17 protein-coding genes are annotated in these 18,381 nt (G+C 66.1%); 15 read left to right on the top strand and 2 right to left on the bottom strand.

The features are described 5' to 3' along the window. Nucleotides 1-4: 4 nt before the first annotated feature. From ccmC to ccmI, 7 genes are read left to right on the top strand one after another with little or no spacing between them, the layout of a single operon-like run. The gene (gene ccmC / locus AAID08_RS10575; protein ID WP_343719876.1) at nucleotides 5-802 is read left to right on the top strand and encodes a heme ABC transporter permease CcmC; all 798 of its coding nucleotides are present in this window, start codon (nucleotides 5-7) and stop codon (nucleotides 800-802) included. Further along, nucleotides 799-1,008: a heme exporter protein CcmD gene (ccmD, locus tag AAID08_RS10570; protein ID WP_395757623.1), complete on the top strand. Its 210-nt coding sequence runs from the start codon at nucleotides 799-801 to the stop codon at nucleotides 1,006-1,008. Before ccmC ends, ccmD begins: the two co-directional genes overlap by 4 nt. Then, nucleotides 1,005-1,454 (top strand): cytochrome c maturation protein CcmE, encoded by a 450-nt coding sequence (ccmE, locus tag AAID08_RS10565; RefSeq protein WP_395757622.1) that lies wholly within the window; start codon nucleotides 1,005-1,007, stop codon nucleotides 1,452-1,454. Before ccmD ends, ccmE begins: the two co-directional genes overlap by 4 nt. After that, nucleotides 1,451-3,442 (top strand): heme lyase CcmF/NrfE family subunit, encoded by a 1,992-nt coding sequence (locus AAID08_RS10560; protein WP_395757621.1) that lies wholly within the window; start codon nucleotides 1,451-1,453, stop codon nucleotides 3,440-3,442. The genes ccmE and AAID08_RS10560 overlap by 4 nt, the downstream gene beginning before the upstream one ends. Further along, nucleotides 3,439-3,972 carry a DsbE family thiol:disulfide interchange protein gene (locus AAID08_RS10555; RefSeq protein ID WP_395757620.1) on the top strand — a complete coding sequence of 178 codons (534 nt, stop codon included), beginning with the start codon at nucleotides 3,439-3,441 and terminating at the stop codon, nucleotides 3,970-3,972. The genes AAID08_RS10560 and AAID08_RS10555 overlap by 4 nt, the downstream gene beginning before the upstream one ends. Next, complete coding sequence (locus AAID08_RS10550) at nucleotides 3,962-4,525, top strand: cytochrome c-type biogenesis protein (protein WP_395757619.1); 564 nt, start codon at nucleotides 3,962-3,964, stop codon at nucleotides 4,523-4,525. Before AAID08_RS10555 ends, AAID08_RS10550 begins: the two co-directional genes overlap by 11 nt. Next, nucleotides 4,522-5,499 carry a c-type cytochrome biogenesis protein CcmI gene (ccmI, locus tag AAID08_RS10545; RefSeq protein WP_395757618.1) on the top strand — a complete coding sequence of 326 codons (978 nt, stop codon included), beginning with the start codon at nucleotides 4,522-4,524 and terminating at the stop codon, nucleotides 5,497-5,499. The genes AAID08_RS10550 and ccmI overlap by 4 nt, the downstream gene beginning before the upstream one ends. A gap of 118 nt (nucleotides 5,500-5,617) precedes the next feature. On the opposite strand, the gene AAID08_RS10540 is transcribed toward ccmI, so the two are convergent. Continuing rightward, nucleotides 5,618-6,160 (bottom strand): DNA-deoxyinosine glycosylase, encoded by a 543-nt coding sequence (locus AAID08_RS10540; RefSeq protein WP_054504027.1) that lies wholly within the window; start codon nucleotides 6,158-6,160, stop codon nucleotides 5,618-5,620. A gap of 252 nt (nucleotides 6,161-6,412) precedes the next feature. Between AAID08_RS10540 and AAID08_RS10535 the strand changes: the two genes are divergently transcribed. Together AAID08_RS10535 and AAID08_RS10530 are read left to right on the top strand one after the other, a co-directional pair. Continuing rightward, entirely contained in the window at nucleotides 6,413-7,276 is an 864-nt protein-coding gene (locus AAID08_RS10535; protein WP_064522632.1) for a pirin family protein, read from the top strand. 495 nt (nucleotides 7,277-7,771) lie between these two features. Next, nucleotides 7,772-7,972 (top strand): hypothetical protein, encoded by a 201-nt coding sequence (locus tag AAID08_RS10530; protein WP_054485608.1) that lies wholly within the window; start codon nucleotides 7,772-7,774, stop codon nucleotides 7,970-7,972. Nucleotides 7,973-8,192: 220 nt separating this feature from the next. Here AAID08_RS10530 and AAID08_RS10525 read toward each other — a convergent pair whose 3' ends face one another. Then, complete coding sequence (locus AAID08_RS10525) at nucleotides 8,193-9,611, bottom strand: PLP-dependent aminotransferase family protein (protein ID WP_045953178.1); 1,419 nt, start codon at nucleotides 9,609-9,611, stop codon at nucleotides 8,193-8,195. A gap of 156 nt (nucleotides 9,612-9,767) precedes the next feature. Between AAID08_RS10525 and AAID08_RS10520 the strand changes: the two genes are divergently transcribed. The 6 genes from AAID08_RS10520 to AAID08_RS10495 all read left to right on the top strand — a co-directional run bounded on the left by AAID08_RS10520 (nucleotide 9,768) and on the right by AAID08_RS10495 (nucleotide 17,893). Next, on the top strand, nucleotides 9,768-10,214 hold the full coding sequence (locus AAID08_RS10520; RefSeq protein WP_029580638.1) for a carboxymuconolactone decarboxylase family protein: 447 nt from the start codon (nucleotides 9,768-9,770) through the stop codon (nucleotides 10,212-10,214). A gap of 329 nt (nucleotides 10,215-10,543) precedes the next feature. Next, nucleotides 10,544-11,065 (top strand): sigma-70 family RNA polymerase sigma factor, encoded by a 522-nt coding sequence (locus AAID08_RS10515; RefSeq protein ID WP_054504024.1) that lies wholly within the window; start codon nucleotides 10,544-10,546, stop codon nucleotides 11,063-11,065. Between the two features lie 16 nt (nucleotides 11,066-11,081). Then, nucleotides 11,082-12,077, top strand: coding sequence for a FecR domain-containing protein (locus tag AAID08_RS10510; RefSeq protein WP_054504023.1), 996 nt, complete (start codon nucleotides 11,082-11,084; stop codon nucleotides 12,075-12,077). 207 nt (nucleotides 12,078-12,284) lie between these two features. After that, the gene (locus AAID08_RS10505) at nucleotides 12,285-15,050 is read left to right on the top strand and encodes a TonB-dependent siderophore receptor (RefSeq protein WP_395757617.1); all 2,766 of its coding nucleotides are present in this window, start codon (nucleotides 12,285-12,287) and stop codon (nucleotides 15,048-15,050) included. 249 nt (nucleotides 15,051-15,299) lie between these two features. After that, complete coding sequence (locus AAID08_RS10500; RefSeq protein WP_054504021.1) at nucleotides 15,300-16,190, top strand: hypothetical protein; 891 nt, start codon at nucleotides 15,300-15,302, stop codon at nucleotides 16,188-16,190. Nucleotides 16,191-16,360: 170 nt separating this feature from the next. Further along, nucleotides 16,361-17,893, top strand: coding sequence for a surface lipoprotein assembly modifier (locus tag AAID08_RS10495; protein WP_258955795.1), 1,533 nt, complete (start codon nucleotides 16,361-16,363; stop codon nucleotides 17,891-17,893). Nucleotides 17,894-18,381: the final 488 nt, after the last annotated feature.

Below are 18,381 nucleotides of genomic sequence, written 5' to 3'. Positions count from 1 at the left end.
TCCCATGCCTGTCCTCCCGCCCCCCGCGCCACCCGCCCGCCGCGCCACCCGTCTGCTGCGGTACGCCGCGCCACAGGCCTTTTATCCGCTGGCGGGCAGGCTGGTTCCCTGGTGTGGCGGGCTCGCCATCCTGCTTGGCGCATGCGGCCTGGCGATCGGCTTTTTCGTCGCGCCCACCGATGCCACCCAGGGCGAGGTCTACCGCATCATTTTCATCCACGTCGCCGCCGCGTGGATGTCGCTGTTCATCTATCTGCTGATGGCGTTCTGGTCCGCGCTCGGCCTGATCCTGCGCACCCGCCTGTCGTTCATCATGGCGCGCGCGCTGGCTCCCACCGGCGCGCTGTTCTGCTTCGTCGCGCTCTGGAGCGGCGCGCTATGGGGCCGGCCAACCTGGGGCGCTTACTGGGTCTGGGACGCGCGGCTCACCTCGCAACTGATCCTGGGGTTCCTGTACCTGGGTTACCTCGCGCTGACCGCCCTGACCGTCGATCCCCATCGCGGCGACCGCGCCGGGGCGCTGGTGGCCCTGGTGGGCGCCATCAACGTACCGGTCATCTATTTCTCGGTGTCCTGGTGGAGCACGCTGCACCAGGGCGCTTCGGTCAGCCTGACGCGCGCGCCGTCCATGGCGGCGACCATGCTGGCCGCCATGCTGCTCATGGCCCTGGCCGCGTGGGCCTACACCGCCGCCGTGGCGCTGGCGCGCGCGCGCGTCATGATGCTGGAACGGGAGTGGCCGGCCGGCTGGGTGCGCGAGCTGGCGCGCCGCGAGACGGCGATGCGCAAGGAGCCGGCATGATGCACTGGCAGTCCTGGGCCGCGTTCTGGCACATGGGTGGGCGCGCCTCCTTCGTCTGGGGCAGCTACGGCATGCTGGCCCTGCTGGCGCTGGCCGAATGCGTGTCGCTGGTCCGGCGGCGGCGCCGCGCGCTGCGGCGCCTGGCGGCGCTGGCTAGCGCCAATCCCACGGCCAGGCAGCAATCACACGACGGAGGACCGGCATGACTTCCCCCCGCCGCCGGCGCCTGCTCCTGCTGCTCTGTGCCTTCGCGCTGCTGAGCGCGGCAGCCGCCCTGATCCTGACGGCCATGCGCCAGAACCTGGTGTTCTTCCACACGCCCAGCGAAATCGCGCGCGGCGAGGCGCCACGGCAGCGGCTGTTCCGCGTCGGCGGCATGGTGCTGGCCGGCTCGCTGCAACGCGAGGCCGACGGCCTGGGCGTGCGCTTCATCGTCACCGACACCGCCCACGAGGTCCCCGTGGTGTATCGCGGCGCCCTGCCCGACCTGTTCCGCGAAGGCACGGGCGTGGTGGCCCAGGGCACGCTGGACGCCGACGGCGTGTTCACCGCGACCAGCGTGCTGGCCCGCCATGACGAGAACTACACGCCGATCGAAGTGCGCGACGCCATCGCGCGCGCCCACGACGCCGGCGGGACGGTGCGGCCATGATCGCCGAAGTCGGCCACTTTTCCCTGGTGCTTGGCTTCGCGCTGGCGCTGGTGCAGGCCATCGTGCCACTGTATGGCGCCTGGCGCGGCCGCGCGGCGCTGATGGCGGTCGGCCGCGGCGCCGCGCGCGGGCAACTGCTGTTCGTGCTGCTGTCATACGCCTGCCTGCACCTGCTGTTCATCGCCAATGATTTCTCCGTGCGGCTGGTGGCGGACAACAGCCACAGCCGCACGCCGCTGATCTACCGGATCACCGCGGTCTGGGGCAACCACGAGGGCTCCATGTTGCTGTGGATCGTTTCGCTGTCGCTGTGGACGGTGGCGGTGACGCGCTGGAGCCGAGGGCTGCCCGAGGCCTTCACGGCGCGGGTCCTGGGCGTGCTGGGCGCGGTCGGGGCGGGCTTCACCGCCTTCACGCTGCTGACCTCCAACCCCTTCGCCCGCCTGCTGCCCGCGGCGCGCGAGGGCCGCGACCTGAACCCGCTGTTGCAGGACCCCGGCATGATCATCCACCCGCCCTTGCTGTACCTGGGCTACGTGGGCTTCAGCATCGCCTTCGCCTTTGCCATCGCGGCCCTGATGACGGGACGCCTGGATGCCGCCTGGGCGCGCTGGTCGCGGCCCTGGACCGTGGCCGCCTGGGTGCTGCTGACCGCCGGCATCGCGGTGGGATCGAGCTGGGCCTATTACGAGCTGGGCTGGGGCGGCTGGTGGTTCTGGGATCCGGTCGAGAACGCCTCGTTCATGCCGTGGCTGCTGGGCACCGCGCTGATCCACTCGCTGGTCGTGACCGAAAAGCGCGGCGCGTTCCGCGGCTGGACCGTGCTGCTGGCGATCGGCACCTTCTCGCTATCGCTGCTGGGCACGTTCCTGGTGCGATCCGGCGTCGTCACCTCGGTGCACGCCTTCGCCACCGACCCGGCGCGCGGCCTGTTCATCCTGTGCCTGCTGGTGACGGTGGTGGGCGCATCGCTACTGCTATACGCCTGGCGCGCGCCGCGGCTGCAAGGCGGCGGCCACTTCCAATTGGTATCGCGCGACGCCGCCTTGCTGGCCAACAACGCGCTGCTGTCCGTGGCCTGCGCGGCGGTGCTGCTCGGCACCCTCTACCCGCTGTTGCTCGACGCCCTGGGCCTGGGCAAGATTTCGGTGGGACCGCCCTACTTCGACACCACCTTCGTGCCCTTGATGACGCCGGTGCTCGCGCTGCTGGTGCCCGGCGCCGTGGCGCGCTGGAAGGCCGACACCTGGCAACGGCTGGCGCGCCGCCTGGGGCCGGCCGCGCTCGCCAGCGCGCTGCTGGGCCCGGCGCTGGGCTACGGGCTCGGGCACTTCACCTGGCGCGCCTGCCTGGGCCTGGCGCTGGCGGCCTGGATCGTGCTGGGCAGCCTGCACTTGCTGGCGGAGCGCCTGCGCGGCGGCGGGCGGGCCGACATCGCCACCCGCCTGCGCGGCATCCCCGGGAGCTGGTGGGGCATGTGGCTGGCGCATCTGGGCCTGGGCGTGTTCATCATCGGCGTCACCATGGTCAACAGCTTCCAGTCACAGCTCGACGTGCGCATGCTGCCCGGCCAGACAGCCCATCTGGCCGGGTACGCCTTCACCTTCGGCGGCGTCGAGCAGGTCGCCGGCCCCAACTGGATCGCCGCGCGCGCCACCCTCGACGTCGCGCGCGGGGGCAGGCATGTCGCCACGCTGCGGCCGGAGACCCGCCACTACGTGACCCAGGCGATGCCGATGACGCAATCGGCCATCGACGTCGGCCCCTTGCGCGATCTCTACACCGCGCTGGGCGAAGGCCTGCCCGACGGCGGCTGGATCGTGAACCTGTTCCACAAGCCGTTCATCAGTTGGATCTGGGCCGGCTGCGCGCTGATGATCCTGGGCGGCCTGGCCGCCGCCGCCGACCGCCGCTACCGCAAGCCGGCTTCGCGGCGCGACGCCGCGCCCACGGGCCACGGCCGGCCGCCTCAAAGCGAACAGCCATGAAACTACGATCCCTCGTGCCCCTGCTGTTGTTCCTCGGGCTGGCGGTCATGCTTGCAATCGGCCTGGGCCTGGACCCGCGCGAGCTGCCCTCGCCCCTGGTGCGCCAGCCCGCGCCGCCCTTCACGCTGGCGCGGCTGGACGCGCCGGGAAGCCAGTTCGGGCTGGACGACATGCGCGGCCGGGTCTGGCTGCTCAACGTCTGGGCCAGTTGGTGCGTCGCCTGCCGCGTCGAACACCCCGTGCTGCTGCGCGCCGCCCGCGAAGGCCGCATTGCCATCGTCGGGCTGGACTACAAGGACGAAGACAGCGCGGCGCGCGAATGGCTGGCGCGCCTGGGCAACCCCTACACCGCCACGGTGCTCGACCCGCGCGGCAAACTCGGCATCGACTATGGCGTGTACGGCGTGCCCGAGACCTTTCTCATCGACGCCCAGGGCGTCATCCGCTACAAGCACGTCGGGCCGGTCACGCAGGACGTGCTCGACAATATCCTGATCCCCCGGGCGCGGGAGGCGCTGAATGAACCCTGACATCCCCCGCCAGCCTCGCCCCACGATAGGACGCACCGCCGTGGCCAGCGGTTGGCACGCGACCGGCCGCGGCATCGCGCTGGCGCTATTCATTGCGGCCCGGGCCGTGGCCGGCGAGGCGCCCGCCGCCGCGTCCGACCCCGCCCTGGAAGCGCACGTCCAGGCCTTCACGCGCGACCTGCGCTGCCTGGTGTGCCAGAACGAATCCCTGGCGGACTCGCGCGCGCCGCTGGCGCGCGACCTGCGCGACGAAGTGCGTCGCCTGTTCCGCTCGGGTCGGGACGAGGTCCAGGTGCGCCAGTTCCTGGTATCGCGCTATGGCGACTACGTGCTCTATCGCCCGCCGCTGAAAGCCCGCACCGCGCTGCTGTGGATCGGGCCCGGCGTGCTGCTTGCCGGCGCCATGGGCGGCCTGCTGTGGCGTTTGCGGCGCCATGCCCGCGCGCCGGAGCCGCCCTTGCCCGCGCCGCAAGCGCAGGCGGCCCGGGCCCTGCTGGCCGAGCCCCCGCAAGACGCCGCGCCGTCCGCCGCCAGCGGAGAGCGCGCCCCATGATCCTGTTCTGGCTCCTCGCGGCCGGCATGGTCGCCGTCGCCCTGCTGTTCGTGCTGCCGCCCCTGCTGGCGCCAGAAGCCGCCGGCCGGCGCGGCGGCTCGCACCAGGCGCAGGCATCGCTGGCGGTGTTGCGCGAACAACTGGCGCAATTGCAGGCCGACCATGCCAGCGGGCGAATCGCCCCGGACCACTATGCCCAGGCGCGCGCCGAGATCGAGCGGCGCGCCCTGCGGGAAGGATGCGCGGCGCCGGACCGCCTCGATACCCGGCCCGCGCCCCGCTGTGCCCTGGCGGTGGCCTTGGGGCTGGGCGCGATCAGCGTCGGCCTGTACGCCGCGCTCGGCGACCCGGCGGCCCTGACGCCGGCAGACGCCGACCCGCACGCGTCGCCCTCCGCCAGCGCCGGGCACGACGCCGGCGATCCCATGGCCGAACGGCTGGCCGGCTTGATCCAGCACCTGCAGGCCCACCCGGACGACACCGAGGGCTGGATGACATTGGCCCACACCTACGCGACGCTGGGGGATTTCGCCGGCGGCGCGGCAACCTGGGCGCGCATGGGCGCCCGGGCGCCGCAGGATCCCGGCGTGCTGGCGGACTGGGCCGACCTCCTGGCCACCGCGGCGGACGGGGATTTTTCGGGCGAACCCGACCGCCTGATCGGCCGGCTGCTGGCGCTTGCGCCCGACGACGTGAAAGGCCTGGCCCTGGCCGGCACCAGCGCGTTTTTCCGCGGCGACTTCCACGGCGCCATCGACGCCTGGGAACGCCTGCTGCCGCTGGTCGACCCGGATGGCCCCGTCCACGAGCAGGTCCAGGCCAGCCTGGCGCAGGCCCGCCGGGCGGCCGAGGGTGCGGCGACCGATGGTGGAGCGGCTGATCGTACAGCGGCTGATCGCGCGGCGGCCGGCGCGGAAGGCCCCGCCTTCCCGCCGGGGGCTCGCGCCAGTGGCGGCCGCGGCCGGGAGGATTGACCGTCCGCATTCCTCACGGCCAATCCACGCCCGCCTCCCGCTGTTCCCGTTGCCCCTTCGGCGCGAGATCTCCCGCCGTGCGTCGCTGCCCGGGCGACGCCAGCGCCCGGGCGCAGGATCAGGCAGGCACCGTCAACGCCTCGCGCCAGGCGGCCAGCTTCTTCTCGAACGACGCGGCCGCGTGGGCCGGGCTGGTGGATGGCAGGTCGACGTATTCCAGCGGCCGCGCCGGCAGGCGCGGCAACACATGGCGGCGGTAGAGGCTGGCCGCCTTGGCGCCGTTGAAGCAGACCCGCACCAGGCGCGGATGCGCCAACAGGAACGCCGCGAAGTCGTTGGGCACCAGGGTATCGCCGCGGATGTCCGCATCCAGGCTGCCCGGCCGTTCGCAGGCCTGCAGCACGTCCCAGAGCGCGACGCCGGCGAATCGCAGCGCTTGCAGGCGCCGCGGGTAGTCGGCGGCGGGATCGAACCCCAGCACCTGGCCCGCGATGGGCCAGAAGGCGTTGCGCGGATGGGCGTAATAACGCGCCTGCCGCAGCGAGGCGACGCCGGGCATGGAGCCCAGCACCAGGATGCGGGCGTCGGCGGCGGCAACCGGGGCGAAGCCCTGGACGTGGGCATATCGGTCGGCCACGGTGGTATCGGCAATTCGTTGCATGGCGCAAGAATACCCGGGTTCGCGGGCCTTCCGCCGCCGCCCGCGCCGGCCACCGGAACGGGTCCGGGCCCGGAATCCTCCCGGCTCCGCGCGTGCCTCACTGGCAACACCAGCCCAGGTCTGGCGCTATCAGTGTCCTATTCCTGGAACAGTGCTTATCAATGGCGGGGACTACCGAAAGCGGCCTCCCGCCCTTATCTTGATGGGTATGACGAACGGCCCCGCAGGGGCCGCGCAACAGGAATGACGATCATGAAGAAGATTCTGGGTGTGCATGCCAGCCCGCGTCCCCACTGGGTGGGCGACGGCTTTCCGGTGCGCTCGATGTTCTCGTACAACGACAAGGGCAAGAACGTCAGCCCGTTCCTGCTCCTGGACTACGCCGGCCCGGCGCAATTTGCGCCGGCCACGCAACCGCGCGGCGTCGGCCAGCATCCGCACCGCGGCTTCGAAACCGTGACCATCGTCTACAGCGGCGAGGTCGAGCACCGCGACTCCACCGGCAACGGCGGCGTCATCGGGCCTGGCGACGTGCAGTGGATGACGGCCGCCTCGGGTATCCTGCATGAAGAGTTCCACTCCCCCGCGTTCACCCGCCAGGGCGGCGAGCTGGAGATGGTGCAGTTGTGGGTCAATCTGCCGGCCAAGGACAAGAAGGCGCCGGCCGGCTACCAGAGCCTGCTGAACGCGGATATCCCGGTGGTGTCGCTGCCTGGCGATGCCGGCTCGCTGCGCGTCATCGCCGGCAGCTACGGCGGCCAGACCGGTCCGGCGCGCACCTTCACGCCGATCGACGTGTGGGACGTGCGCCTGTCCGCCGGCAAGACCGCGACCTTCGCGATCCCGACGGGCCGCAACAGCATGCTGGTGATGCTGCGCGGCACGGTGCTGGTCAACGGCGAAGCCGTGGCGCGCGACGCGCAACTGACGCTGTTCTCGCAGGATGGCGACGAGATCACGGTCGAAGCCAACAACGACGCCGTGTTCCTGGTGTTGAGCGGCGAGCCGATCGACGAGCCGGTGGTGGGATACGGGCCGTTTGTGATGAATTCGCAGGCGGAGATCGTCGAGGCGATCCAGGACTTCAATGCCGGGAAGTATGGGCAGATGCATTAAAGGGCGGGACCGGCGATAGCTGGTCGGTCCTGCTGGATGAGGCCGCGTTTCCTGGGTTGGGGAACGCGGCTTTTTGTTGGGCTATGGAGTTACGTGAAAGTGGCATTACGATCCGCCGCCTGAGCGGCTGCTGTGCGTTTCTTCTTCATCGGCATATCCATGATCTTTAGTCCTCATGATATGCCCCGCACACAAAATTGCGGATAGGCCCGCCTTGATTGAAAACCCGTCCCTCGCGGACTCAAGCCCGTCTTTGGCCGGAAGCTGCCCCGCGCGGATGCCAGCTTCCGACCCAAAGTGGCCAATCGGCAGTTCTTTATCTGGCAGGCACCCCGGCTTCAGGCTGCCTTTCAAACAGCCTCGCGTCCAGGCATGGCAAGCGGGCTGTTGACGCGCCCACAGACCCGACGGAGAATCCATATCAGGAGCGGGCCTCATGTGCCCAGAGAAGAAGCACCATAAGAACCTGTGCGCTCACTTTCGAGGAGTGCCGATATGACCATCACCGACGATTGGCTGCTGCAGTGGCAAACCCCCAAAGGTGGCTATAAAAAGCGGCAGCTCGCATTGATCGATGTGCCATGGCCGCCGAGGCGAGGGTGGAAATACGACGTGATCGGCATGGAAATACCCGACGAGACGGCGCGAGCGTTCGAGCAGGCGTCGGGGCGAGACAACGGCATTTATGCGATTTGAAGGCGACGCGCTGCTGCGTAAGGCAGGTTTCACTGTCCGGGTGGGTGCCGCAAATCCGGCCGCGCGGGGCCGCGAGAGCGCGATGCTTTGCTATACCGTCCGCGAACGGCGGCTCCTGGCCGTCGGCGGAACTTCGCCGACGACCGCGGACGTCAGTTTCCGCGAGAACCGGACGCTCCGACGCCGCGTGCATGATCCACGGGGATATGCGGTCCAGGATTCAATGAGACGCAACGATTCTTGCAAGCGTCACGCATGCGGTTTCTATGTTGTGGGGGTGCAGGTTCGTCACGCTGAGTAGCAAGCCACGTTGAGCGTACCCGCGGCTAAGGTGCCAAGCGGAGAGCGCCGAGGGCGCGAGGCCATGTGCGCGGGCGATACGCACCACGGCGATGTCGTCGGCAATCTGTGGCAGCGGTGCGATCACGCCCAGGCCAGCCGCCAGCGTGCCCGGCAGAAGCCTGTTTACATGCGTTAGCGCGAGGTTGCGGCGCTCGGCATAGAGAGCCTTCATCTGCCGCAGGTGCCGCAGGAAGTGCCCATTGGATAGAAACTCCATAACAGCCAACTGGGTGATCCGGTTCGGAGCCGGGGCCAACACGGCGGCAACCTCGACCAGACGTTCCGCCAGCGAACGTGGGGCGACGACGAAACCGAGGCCGAGCGTCGGACTGAGCGTTTTGCTGAACGACCCGATGTGAATCACACGCTCGGCGCCTGCGCCTGAGGCAAGGGCCGGTGCAGCCCTACCGTCGAGCTGAAGTTCCCCAAGATAGTCATCTTCGATGATCCAGGCGCCACTTGACGCCGCCCAGTCGAGCAAGGCGTGTCTTCGTGCGCGCGATAGGGTCACGCCTAGCGGTGCGTGTTGGCCTGGGGTGACCAGTGCCAGCATGGCGTCTGGGGCCCGGGCGATGCCATCGTCCACGCGCAGCCCCTCGGCGTCAACAGCCACAGGTTCGAGCGTGGCGCCGATTAGCTCGAGCCCGCGCCTTCCCAGCGGATAACCTGGCTCTTCGATCCACGCCTTGCGCCCTTGGGCGCGTAGCGCCGTGAGGGCAAGCAGCAGGCCCTGCCGGTATCCACCGGTGACGATGATTTGATCGGGATGGCATTGCATTTGTCGGCTGATGGCAAGGTGGCTCGCGATCTGGGCCCGCAGCACGGGTTCGCCTCGCGGGTCAGCGTAGGCCGTGTTAGTGCTCGCGTCGTCGCGTAGGGCACGCGCTCGCATGCGGGCCCACAGCTTGGCTGGAAAAGCGTCATGAGCGGGTACGCCCATTTGGAAGGGCCGTGGGGCGCTCGAAAATGGACGGTTGAAAGCCGCCAAAGGTCCGTCGATTGGCAAGTCGTCGACCGCTTCGATGGTAGGCGGCCGAGCGCTTACGCGCGTTCCAGCGGGGCCGGCACCGAATACCAGGTTCTCGGCGATTAGCCGATCGTATGCCACGCGGATTGTGCCGCGCGCGACACCAAGCTGCGCGGCGAGGTCTCGACCGGAAGGCAAACGCTGTCCTGGCGCAAGCCGGCCGTCGAGGATCGCCTGTCGCAGGCTCGCATGGATCTGCTCGCCGATTGCCGCGACGGCGGCTCGGTCCACCTGAATCGACAGTGCATCGAACGTACTTAAGTCAGTCATCTTGGGTCAGTCGTTTCGGCAGTTTTTGGGCCTGTTTCTCCAACAGCCGGTGGAGTAACGTCTGCTTATGTCATGGATCGCGGTCGAAGTCGATAGGCGGCCTTCGGGGCGCGCTGGCCGCGATCCGACAATCATAAACAACAGCAAAGGACTGTGATGACCCGTTTGAACTGGCAAGAGATCGCACCTGAAGGCGCAAAGGCACTTTTCGGTATCCACCACTATGTCACGAGGAGGACGAACCTTCCGGAGGAACTCGTGCACCTCGTGTTCCTCCGCGTTTCGCAAATCAATGGCTGCGCACACTGCATCGATATGCATAGTCGCGATCTAAGAAAAACCATGTCGATCGACAAGATCAGTTTGGTACCGGTATGGGACGAGGTGCACCATTTGTTCTCTGAGCAGGAGCGCGCCGCGCTAGCCTGGGCTGAAGAGGTGACCCGTGTCAGCGAGACGCACGCGTCTGATGAAGCGTATGCCGCCGCCTCGGCACAATTCGCGCCCAAGGATCTGGTTGATCTCACGATCACGATCGCCGCAATGAACGCGTTCAATCGGCTGGGAGCGCCATTTCGAGTTCCTGTCGCTGCCCAGTCGTGATATGGTTTCCACACGCAGATTGGAAGTGATGCTTCACGGGCTCGAAGATTGCAGAATCCTAGGCGTCGATGATGCATTTCAGTCTGAGCTGCGCGGAGGGCAGCTTTGGAAAATCGCCTGCGAGCGTCTGCTTCTGGCCGGCAGCGGTCGTTGCCAAATCACATCAGTGACCCACATTAAGCTGACCAAGCACTTCCCCGACAGCCACGACGCCGCCCTCCCACCTCAGACAAACCCGATTTCCCCCAGCCCCCCGCCCATCCCCCTACCCCATCGACTATAAAAACAAAACACTTCCCATTCGCACTTCACTCCCCGCCGTCCCCACCATGAAAAAGTGCCTCGCCCCCACCGCCCACCAGGTCGGTGGCCTATACCGCGAGCATCACGGTTGGCTGCGCAACTGGCTTCGCACTAAAGTCCGCCGCGCCGAAGACGCCGACGATCTGACCCAGGACACTTTCGTCCGCGTGCTGTGCGCCGCCACTCCCCTCCACATCGACACATCCCCCCTGCGCGAACCGCGCGCCTATCTGGCTACCGTGGCCGGACGGCTGGTGGCCAATTTCTACCGGCGGCAGGCGCTGGAAATCGCCTATCTCGAAGTCCTGGCCTCCCTGCCTTCGCAACAGGTGCCTTCCCTCGAAACCCAGGCCCTGGTGCGCGAGGCGTTGTTCGAGTTCGATCGCATGCTCGACGGCCTCGACCCGAAGGTGCGGCAGGCCCTGGTGCTATCGCAGTTCCAGGGGTTGCCCTACACGCAGATCGCCGTGAATCTGAATGTCTCGCTGCGCACGGTGAAGAACTACATCGCGCGCGCCATGGCGCACTGCTGCCTGGCGGCCTTCTGATCCCCCGGCAGGTTGCATGGCCGAGTCCCGCCCGCCGTCGTCCGCCGAGGAATCGGCCGTACACGAAGCCGCCCGCTGGTTTGCCTGCCTCATGGCCGAAGACGCGACGCCGCGCGATCGCGTTGACTGGCAGGCCTGGCTCGACGCCAGCCCGACGCATCGCCAGGCCTGGGAACGGCTGCAGAAGATGCGGGGCGCCTTCAGCCGCGTGCCGGCTAATGTCGCCACGGCCGTGCTCACCCCGTCCGCGCGCCGGCGCGCGCAGCGCCGCAGCCTGCTGTCGTTGATGGGGATGGGCCTGCTGGCCACCGGCACCTATGGCGTCATGCGGTCAGGGGAGTCGGACATCTGGCAGACCGCGACCGGCGAGCTGCGCCAATTTCAACTGGACGACGGCTCGCAGCTCTATCTAAACACCGCCACCCGCGTGACGCTGGATTTCAGCGACGCGCGGCGTCGGGTGGTGCTGCGTGCCGGCGAGATCCTGATGCAGGTCCATCAGGACCAGACCTCGCGGGCCATGCCGCGCCCGTTCGTCGTCAGCACGCCGCATGGCGACATCCTGCCGCAGGAGGCCCGCTTCACGGTGCGGCTGGATACCCGCGACACGCGGGTGCAGGTGTTGCAACATTCGGCCACCATCCTGCCTGGCCAGACGCAGAATCACCCTTCGATCCGCATCCCTGCGGTGCTGCTGCGCGCCGGTCAGGCGGTGTCGTTCGATGCCGACGGCGCGGGGCCGGTGGGCGCCGCGTCCTTGGATGCGCAGGCTTGGCTGCATGGCCGTCTGGTTGTAGAGGATCGGCCACTGGCCGAGGTCGTCGCCGAACTGGCGCGTTATCGGCCCGGCATTCTGCGGTGCGATCCGGCGGTGGCCGATCTGAAGGTCTCCGGGGTCTTCTCATTGCGGGACACCGACGAGGCGCTGGAAGCAATCTCGGACAGTTTCCCTGTGCAGGTGCGGCGGCATACGCGCTACTGGGTGACGGTGCTGGCGCGCCCAGGGGCGTAGCCGGGGCGGTGGCGCAGGCGGCGGCCTCGTGCCCGACGCCACGGGTCAAGCGTAAAAGCGATCACATAAGTATTTTTTTAAATCGCATTTGCACTTTCGTAGTACGTCGCGTGTCCTCAATGACGATGGCGCTCGCCATGGACGCGAACCGAACCGGTTCCGGCCATGGCCTCGCTTCCCGTTCAATCACTATGCCGCGATATGTCCATGCACGATCACCCCTCCACTTCACCGGCCTGCGCGCCTGGCCGCTCCTCGCACCCTGCCGCGCCGGGCGCGCGCCAGTTCACGCTGAATCTCACGCTCATATGCCTGTTGGCCGCCTTCACGCCGCTGCGCGCCGCCCACGCGCAAACGCCCTCGGCAGCCCTCGCCGCCAGCACCTTGCAGGTGGACATCCCGGCCGGTCCGCTGACCACGGTGCTGAACCAGTACGCGCAGGCGGTCGACGTCAGCCTGTCGTTCGACGCCTCGCTGCTTGCGGGAAAGGAATCCGCCGGGTTGCGGGGAAGTGTTGAGGTGGAGGCGGGTTTCCGCCGCATCCTCCAAGGCAGCGGATTCGAAGCGGTGGCGCGTGCGCCGGGGCGCTACATGCTGCGCGGCTTGCCGAAGGCGGCAGGCGAGGACGCCACCGATGTGACCCAGCTGAACGCCGTCACCGTCAGCGGCTACCGCGAAGGCGACGCGCCCAACCGGGGCTACACCGTCAGCAGCACGTCCAGCGCCACCAAGCTAGACCTGGCGCCAAAGGAAACGCCGCAGAGCATCACCACGTTCACGGCGCAGCAGATTCAGGATCAGGGGTTGTTGACGGTCAGTGAAGTGCTGGACCAGACGCCAGGCATCACACTGATTACCGCCGGCGTGGCGGGCGCCGGGAACCAACCTGTCTATTCACGGACTTTTCCGGTCACTTCGGTGCAACTGGATGGCGTCATGGCCAGCAGCTACATACTGTCCGGCTCCGCCAACGGCAACATCGGGCTGCAGGATTCCTTTCTGTACGAGCGCATCGATGTGATCCGCGGCTCCAACAGCCTGACCGGCGGCGAAGGCGATGCGTCGGCCAGCCTGAACTTCGTGCGCAAGTATCCCTACCTGGATCGTCACCTGTCGGCGAATTTGAAATACGGCAGCTGGAATAATCGCCGCGCCGAGCTGGACCTCTCCACGCCGGTCAACGACCGGTTCCGGGTGCGGCTGGCGGCAGCCATGCAAAAGGGTAATCACTGGGTCGAGCGGGTCAAGAGCAATCGAGGCGCGGTGTCGCTGATCGGGCAATTGGATGTGACGGAGAACAACCGCATCAGCGCCGGCGTGACGCAATTCGACTTCAAGCTGGACGGGGCCTCGCCGCATGGCTTGGCGAGGTATTCGGAAGTGTCAAACAACAGATTCCGGCCTGGAGAAAAAGAATTTCTACCGGAGGGCATACGCGACCTGCCACCAGGCGACAGCGTATTGCCAACCAGAGGCGTCTCGCGCGGCTTCAATAACGCAACCCCTTGGTCACACACCCATCGTAATTACACCAATCTGTTTCTCACCTGGGACCATGATTTCAACGACGACTGGTCATTCAAGGCCAGCTACAACCATGCCAGCAACATGGACGACCAGTTGTACGGGGAAATGGGATCCCGCTATTACGTGCCCCAAGCGGGGTTGGCCAGCTACGTTGCCAAACGCGACCATCAAGAGAACATCGTCAATGCCGTGGATGTTCACCTGAAAGGCCGTATTGAGGCATTCGGCCGAGACCAGGAATTCGTCGTGGGCGCCAATGCCTATAACGTGAATCACATGGTCTACGGTGGCTATGATTCCTTCGGGACGGCGGAATACCCCCTACTCGCTTTCGAGTCATGTGGCCGCCGCAATCGCTCTTGCCTCCCACCGAGGTCGCCCATGGACCGCACGTCGATAGGTGCAATTCCCATCAAAGGCTGGACCTCTCGCCTTCCCGAGGAATCAGAGTTGGCCGGCTCCCGCAGGGACATGTACAGCGCCAGGGAACGATATATCACCAAGCGCCGGCAAACCGGGTACTACTTCAGCAGCCATTTGCGACCGATTTCGCGCGTTCATCTCATTCTGGGCGGGCGTTGGGCCAAGGATGTGGAGACGGACCATGTCGACACCGACTGTCTAGTCGACCACTGCAACTCCACCCACTTCCTTCCCAATTCCACCAACCCCACCATGCGCCCGAAGTTCCTGCCCTATGGCGGTCTGATCGTCGAACTGACGCCGCAGATCAATGCCTACGGCAGCTATACAACGTCCTACGTGCGCGACCCCGTCTATAACGGTTCAAACGGTGGCACCAACGCCATTACCGGCGATTACCTCCCCCCGGTGCGCTCGATCACCGAGGAGGGAGGCCTCAAAGGCGCATTTTTCGACGAACGCCTCAATATCGCAGCATCCTACTTCAGGATGACACAAAAGGACTTTCCCTTTCAAAGCTACGACCCCAACGCCCCGACTACTGACAACAACGGCTGGCGCGTCTATGGATGGGAATTCAATGCCACCGGCGCTATCACGAAAGACTGGAATATCGCCGTGGGCTACGTCAAACAAAAACAGGTCCTGCCGCCATTCAAGGGGGAGATCATGTTTTCGGCGGTTGACGACCTGACCGGCAGCTATCGCGCGCCCGAACAATCCTTCAAGTTGTTCACCACCTATCGCGTCAAACGCCTGACCATGGGCGCGGGCGTGCGCTGGCAGAGCCGCACACAGTCCGCCTGGATTCCCATGGACTTAGAGCACCGCAAGCAGGACTACCTGATGCGACAGGACGCCTACTACGTCGTCGACCTAATGGCGCGCTACCAGATCGACCGGCACTTCAGCATGCAACTGAACGTCAACAACATATTCGACAAGGTCTACTACCAGCATGAACGCTCCTTTAATTCAGCACCGCCACGGAATGCGTTGCTGACCTTGAGCTACCGCTTGTGAAGGTATCCGGATCATCCGACGCGCAGCCGTCCTCTGCCGCATATAACCGAATCGGACGAAAGGCTGCATGGGTTTGCCACACGGCGTGCACTTTCACCACTGGTCGCGTGTCCTCCTAGATGTGTGGATCCTAGCCGATCAGGTCCCAGTCCTGGCGACAACGCTGGCTGCCGGGTTCACCCAGGTCCCCAAAAATCAACCCTTGTTGCCACTGGGGATCGTTCATCATCCCTTTTCAAGGACACGACCATGCGCAAACTCGCCTCACTTTCCGCTGCCTTGCTGATGACCGGATCCGCCGGCGTCGCCTCCGCAGGCTGGAACCAATTGGACCTCGACCAACCCAGCAACCTGGAAGAACAAGCAAATGTCGTTTACCAGGGCTCGTTCAATTACAACGGTCAGACCTACGGTCCCTCCACTTCCGCGGCCGTTCCGACTCAGGCCAGCACAGGCATTTCCAACGTATTCGATCTGAACTCCCTGCAAGCCTTCACCCTGTACGGCAAGAACGGCCCCGCAGGCACAGGTCGCAACGATGATCTGAGCCTGACCTCCAATGACAATTCCGCGGCCGCCGGCGTCAAGTCTCCGGTGGTATACCGCGTCTACCGCCAGAACTATTCGGCGGCGGTGGTCAACCTTGCACGTGGCACAGTGGGCCGCCACTTCGTCAAGAGCATCGTCGGCGAACAGACCGTGCCGGACACGCTGGTAAATGGCACCTACAACTACGCCGGTGTGACCTTCTCGAACTTCCCGCGTGGCATGTTCGATTACCAGGTCACGGTAACGGGCCCCAGCTCCGCCACGGGCCAGGGGTCATTCTCGTTGGACGAGATCAAGATTCCTGCCAAGATATCCTCGACCGGCAAGGACATTGTCTTCAACATCAATAACGGCAAGCTGGATCCGACGGCTTTGGATGCGACCGGCAACGGTCTGGTCTTCGCCGGAGACGTGACTATCACCACGAACGACGTCAGCAATCCCGACGCGTGGAAGGAAATCGGTGGTCTCGTAGCGAAGCCGGAATATGACCTGACGCTCTTTGGCCCCAACGGCGCGGAAATCGCAGGCGCCATCAACGGTCTGCCTGACCGCGTCGGCTCTGTCGCGGTCATCGGCGCAAAACAGTAACCGCTACTAGAAGGGCGGAGCAATATCTCTTCAACATCAAATAGATAGCGACCCAAATCGGACTGCTATTTGATATTGGCCGCCATTGAATTGCGATCGCTCCCATCACGGACTGCAGGGATTCCCCTGCAGTCCTTTTGCCTATTCAAGCCGCCGCATCCGGAAGACCCGTGCCGCACCCTCTCTGGTCCAACCCCTCTCGCCGTCATTCACTGTTCACGGCAATCGTCGTCAGCCTGTTGGTCACGGGCTACCCGCTTACGCTCCAGGCCCAACCCGCCACGCCGTCACCCGCCGTCCTGCCCGCTCCCGTCCGCCCCCTGGAGCCGGACACCCCGACGCTCCCCCCTCCACCTCGCCCCACGCCCGCCATCACGCACCGCCAGCCCACCCAACCAGCCCAGCCCCCCGTCGAACTGACCGACCAGGACCTGGCCGACGACCTCAAGCTGACCGAACGCATCCTCAACCAGGCGATGTTGCAAGAGGACTGGAGCACCCTGCGTCGGGTGATGCGCTTCTACCCCTGGATCGCCGGCGTCGATCCGATCCTGCGCGACTACGTGCATGGCGCGCTGCTTCGCCACGACGGGCGGCTGGCCGAGGCCATCGCGTTGTACCGCCAACTGGTGGCGCAGCATCCCGACCTGGGCTACGTACGGCTGGAACTGGCCACCATGCTGATGGAGGATCGCCAATTCGCGCAATCCGACGCCGAGCTGGCCGACCTGCGGCTGGGGTCGCTGGAGCCGGCGGCGCAGCGCAGCGTCATGCTTTACCGTCAGGCATTGGCGCAGCAGCGCCGCTGGAATTTCCGCCTGGGCGCGGGCACGGTCTACAGCAACAACGTCAATTCGGCCAACCGCGACCCGATGCTGTACCTGCCGGTCGCGACACGGCAAGGTCCCTTGTGGGTGCCGTTCGCGAAGGGCCGCGACGCGTTGCCCAAGGCGGATTGGGGGTTGAAATACAGCAGCAGCGCCAATGTCGAACGCAATCTCGGCGGGCATCACTACTACACGCTGGGCGCGGATATCGACGGCACCGCGTATCGCGTGCAACGCGACTACAGCGACCGCTCCCTGACCTTGCGCGGCGGCTACAAGTGGCAGGATGCCACGCGCTGGTTTGCCGCGACGCCCCAGGCGGGCCGCAGCTGGATGGGCAGCCGGCGCTATAGCCACAACCGCGGCTTGAGCCTGGAGTACGGGTGGCGGCCAACGCCGGGGTGGCAGTTGATGGGGGCCTGGCTGTGGCTCAAGCGCGGCTATGACGATCGGGCCTATGCCGCCTATGACGGCCATCTGGACGTGCTGTCGCTGACGGCCATCCGCGTGTTCTCGCCAGCGCTGTTGGCTTACGCCAGCGTCGGGCTGCAGCGCGAGGCGGTGGCGGCGGGCGAATACACCTATCGCTTTCCCTGGGCGCAGCTGGGCGTGGTCAAGACCTTTGGGCAAATGTTGGGCACGCGCTTGAGCGCCCGCTATGGCCGCCAGGCGTATGAGGCGCCCTACGCCCTGTTCCTGAACCAGCGGCGGCGCGATCATGAACTGCGCGTGGACGCCTCGGTCTGGAGGACGGACCTCAAGATAGCCGGGATGGAGCCGAAGCTGAACCTCAGTTACCTCAAGATCACCAGCAATCTGCCCATGTATGCGCGGGACCGGACCGAGGTCAGCCTGATGCTGGAGAGGCGGTTCTAAACAGCATCCGTGTCGGCGACCAGGGCAACAATCCGTCCACGCTCACACGTTCTGGCCCTTTCTCACTGCCATGGATATCTCCTTGAGCATCCAGGCGAAAGTCGTCGCGGCGCGAGTCCCCCCTGCTCCCTTCGGCCACGGCAAGCGGAGTTGTCGAAACAATTCCGGCTGCGTGATAGGGACGAAATTGCCGCGCCCGAAGCCCGTCGCCGCCGTTTCAGGAACGATGTCCCAAGCTGCCCATCCCCGGAGACCGCCAGGAGCGACTCCGTGCTATCCGTTTCCGCCGCTATCGGCAATTGCACATTGGCGGCCTTGAACGCGTCTTCGATCAGCATGTGCGTCGAGAATTTCGGCGGGAACAGGGCTAACGGAATCGAAGCCAGAACGGTCTCCGGTCCGTACTTTCACGCCGATCGAGGCCGTTTGTGATGAATTCTCAGGCGGAGATCGTCCTGGCAATCCAGGATTTCAATGCCGGAAAGCAT

The sequence above is a fragment of the Achromobacter sp. EB05 genome (genome assembly GCF_044232075.1).
Taxonomy (GTDB): Bacteria; Pseudomonadota; Gammaproteobacteria; order Burkholderiales; family Burkholderiaceae_B; genus Achromobacter; species Achromobacter dolens.
Note: the sequence above shows the minus strand (reverse complement) of the source record. Positions and strands in the feature narration are given on the sequence as shown.

What these genes read in the sequence shown, in the direction of transcription:
- ccmD (WP_395757623.1), top strand. Translation starts at nt 799, where the DNA reads ATGATGCACTGGCAGTCCTGGGCCGCGTTCTGGCACATGGGTGGGCGC.
- AAID08_RS10520 (WP_029580638.1), top strand. Translation starts at nt 9,768, where the DNA reads ATGACCCGTTTGAACTGGCAAGAGATCGCACCTGAAGGCGCAAAGGCA.
- AAID08_RS10555 (WP_395757620.1), top strand. Translation starts at nt 3,439, where the DNA reads ATGAAACTACGATCCCTCGTGCCCCTGCTGTTGTTCCTCGGGCTGGCG.
- ccmE (WP_395757622.1), top strand. Translation starts at nt 1,005, where the DNA reads ATGACTTCCCCCCGCCGCCGGCGCCTGCTCCTGCTGCTCTGTGCCTTC.
- AAID08_RS10535 (WP_064522632.1), top strand. Translation starts at nt 6,413, where the DNA reads ATGAAGAAGATTCTGGGTGTGCATGCCAGCCCGCGTCCCCACTGGGTG.
- AAID08_RS10560 (WP_395757621.1), top strand. Translation starts at nt 1,451, where the DNA reads ATGATCGCCGAAGTCGGCCACTTTTCCCTGGTGCTTGGCTTCGCGCTG.
- AAID08_RS10515 (WP_054504024.1), top strand. Translation starts at nt 10,544, where the DNA reads ATGAAAAAGTGCCTCGCCCCCACCGCCCACCAGGTCGGTGGCCTATAC.
- ccmI (WP_395757618.1), top strand. Translation starts at nt 4,522, where the DNA reads ATGATCCTGTTCTGGCTCCTCGCGGCCGGCATGGTCGCCGTCGCCCTG.
- AAID08_RS10530 (WP_054485608.1), top strand. Translation starts at nt 7,772, where the DNA reads ATGACCATCACCGACGATTGGCTGCTGCAGTGGCAAACCCCCAAAGGT.
- AAID08_RS10550 (WP_395757619.1), top strand. Translation starts at nt 3,962, where the DNA reads ATGAACCCTGACATCCCCCGCCAGCCTCGCCCCACGATAGGACGCACC.
- AAID08_RS10510 (WP_054504023.1), top strand. Translation starts at nt 11,082, where the DNA reads ATGGCCGAGTCCCGCCCGCCGTCGTCCGCCGAGGAATCGGCCGTACAC.
- AAID08_RS10500 (WP_054504021.1), top strand. Translation starts at nt 15,300, where the DNA reads ATGCGCAAACTCGCCTCACTTTCCGCTGCCTTGCTGATGACCGGATCC.
- AAID08_RS10505 (WP_395757617.1), top strand. Translation starts at nt 12,285, where the DNA reads ATGCACGATCACCCCTCCACTTCACCGGCCTGCGCGCCTGGCCGCTCC.
- ccmC (WP_343719876.1), top strand. Translation starts at nt 5, where the DNA reads ATGCCTGTCCTCCCGCCCCCCGCGCCACCCGCCCGCCGCGCCACCCGT.
- AAID08_RS10525 (WP_045953178.1), bottom strand. Translation starts at nt 9,611, where the DNA reads ATGACTGACTTAAGTACGTTCGATGCACTGTCGATTCAGGTGGACCGA.
- AAID08_RS10540 (WP_054504027.1), bottom strand. Translation starts at nt 6,160, where the DNA reads ATGCAACGAATTGCCGATACCACCGTGGCCGACCGATATGCCCACGTC.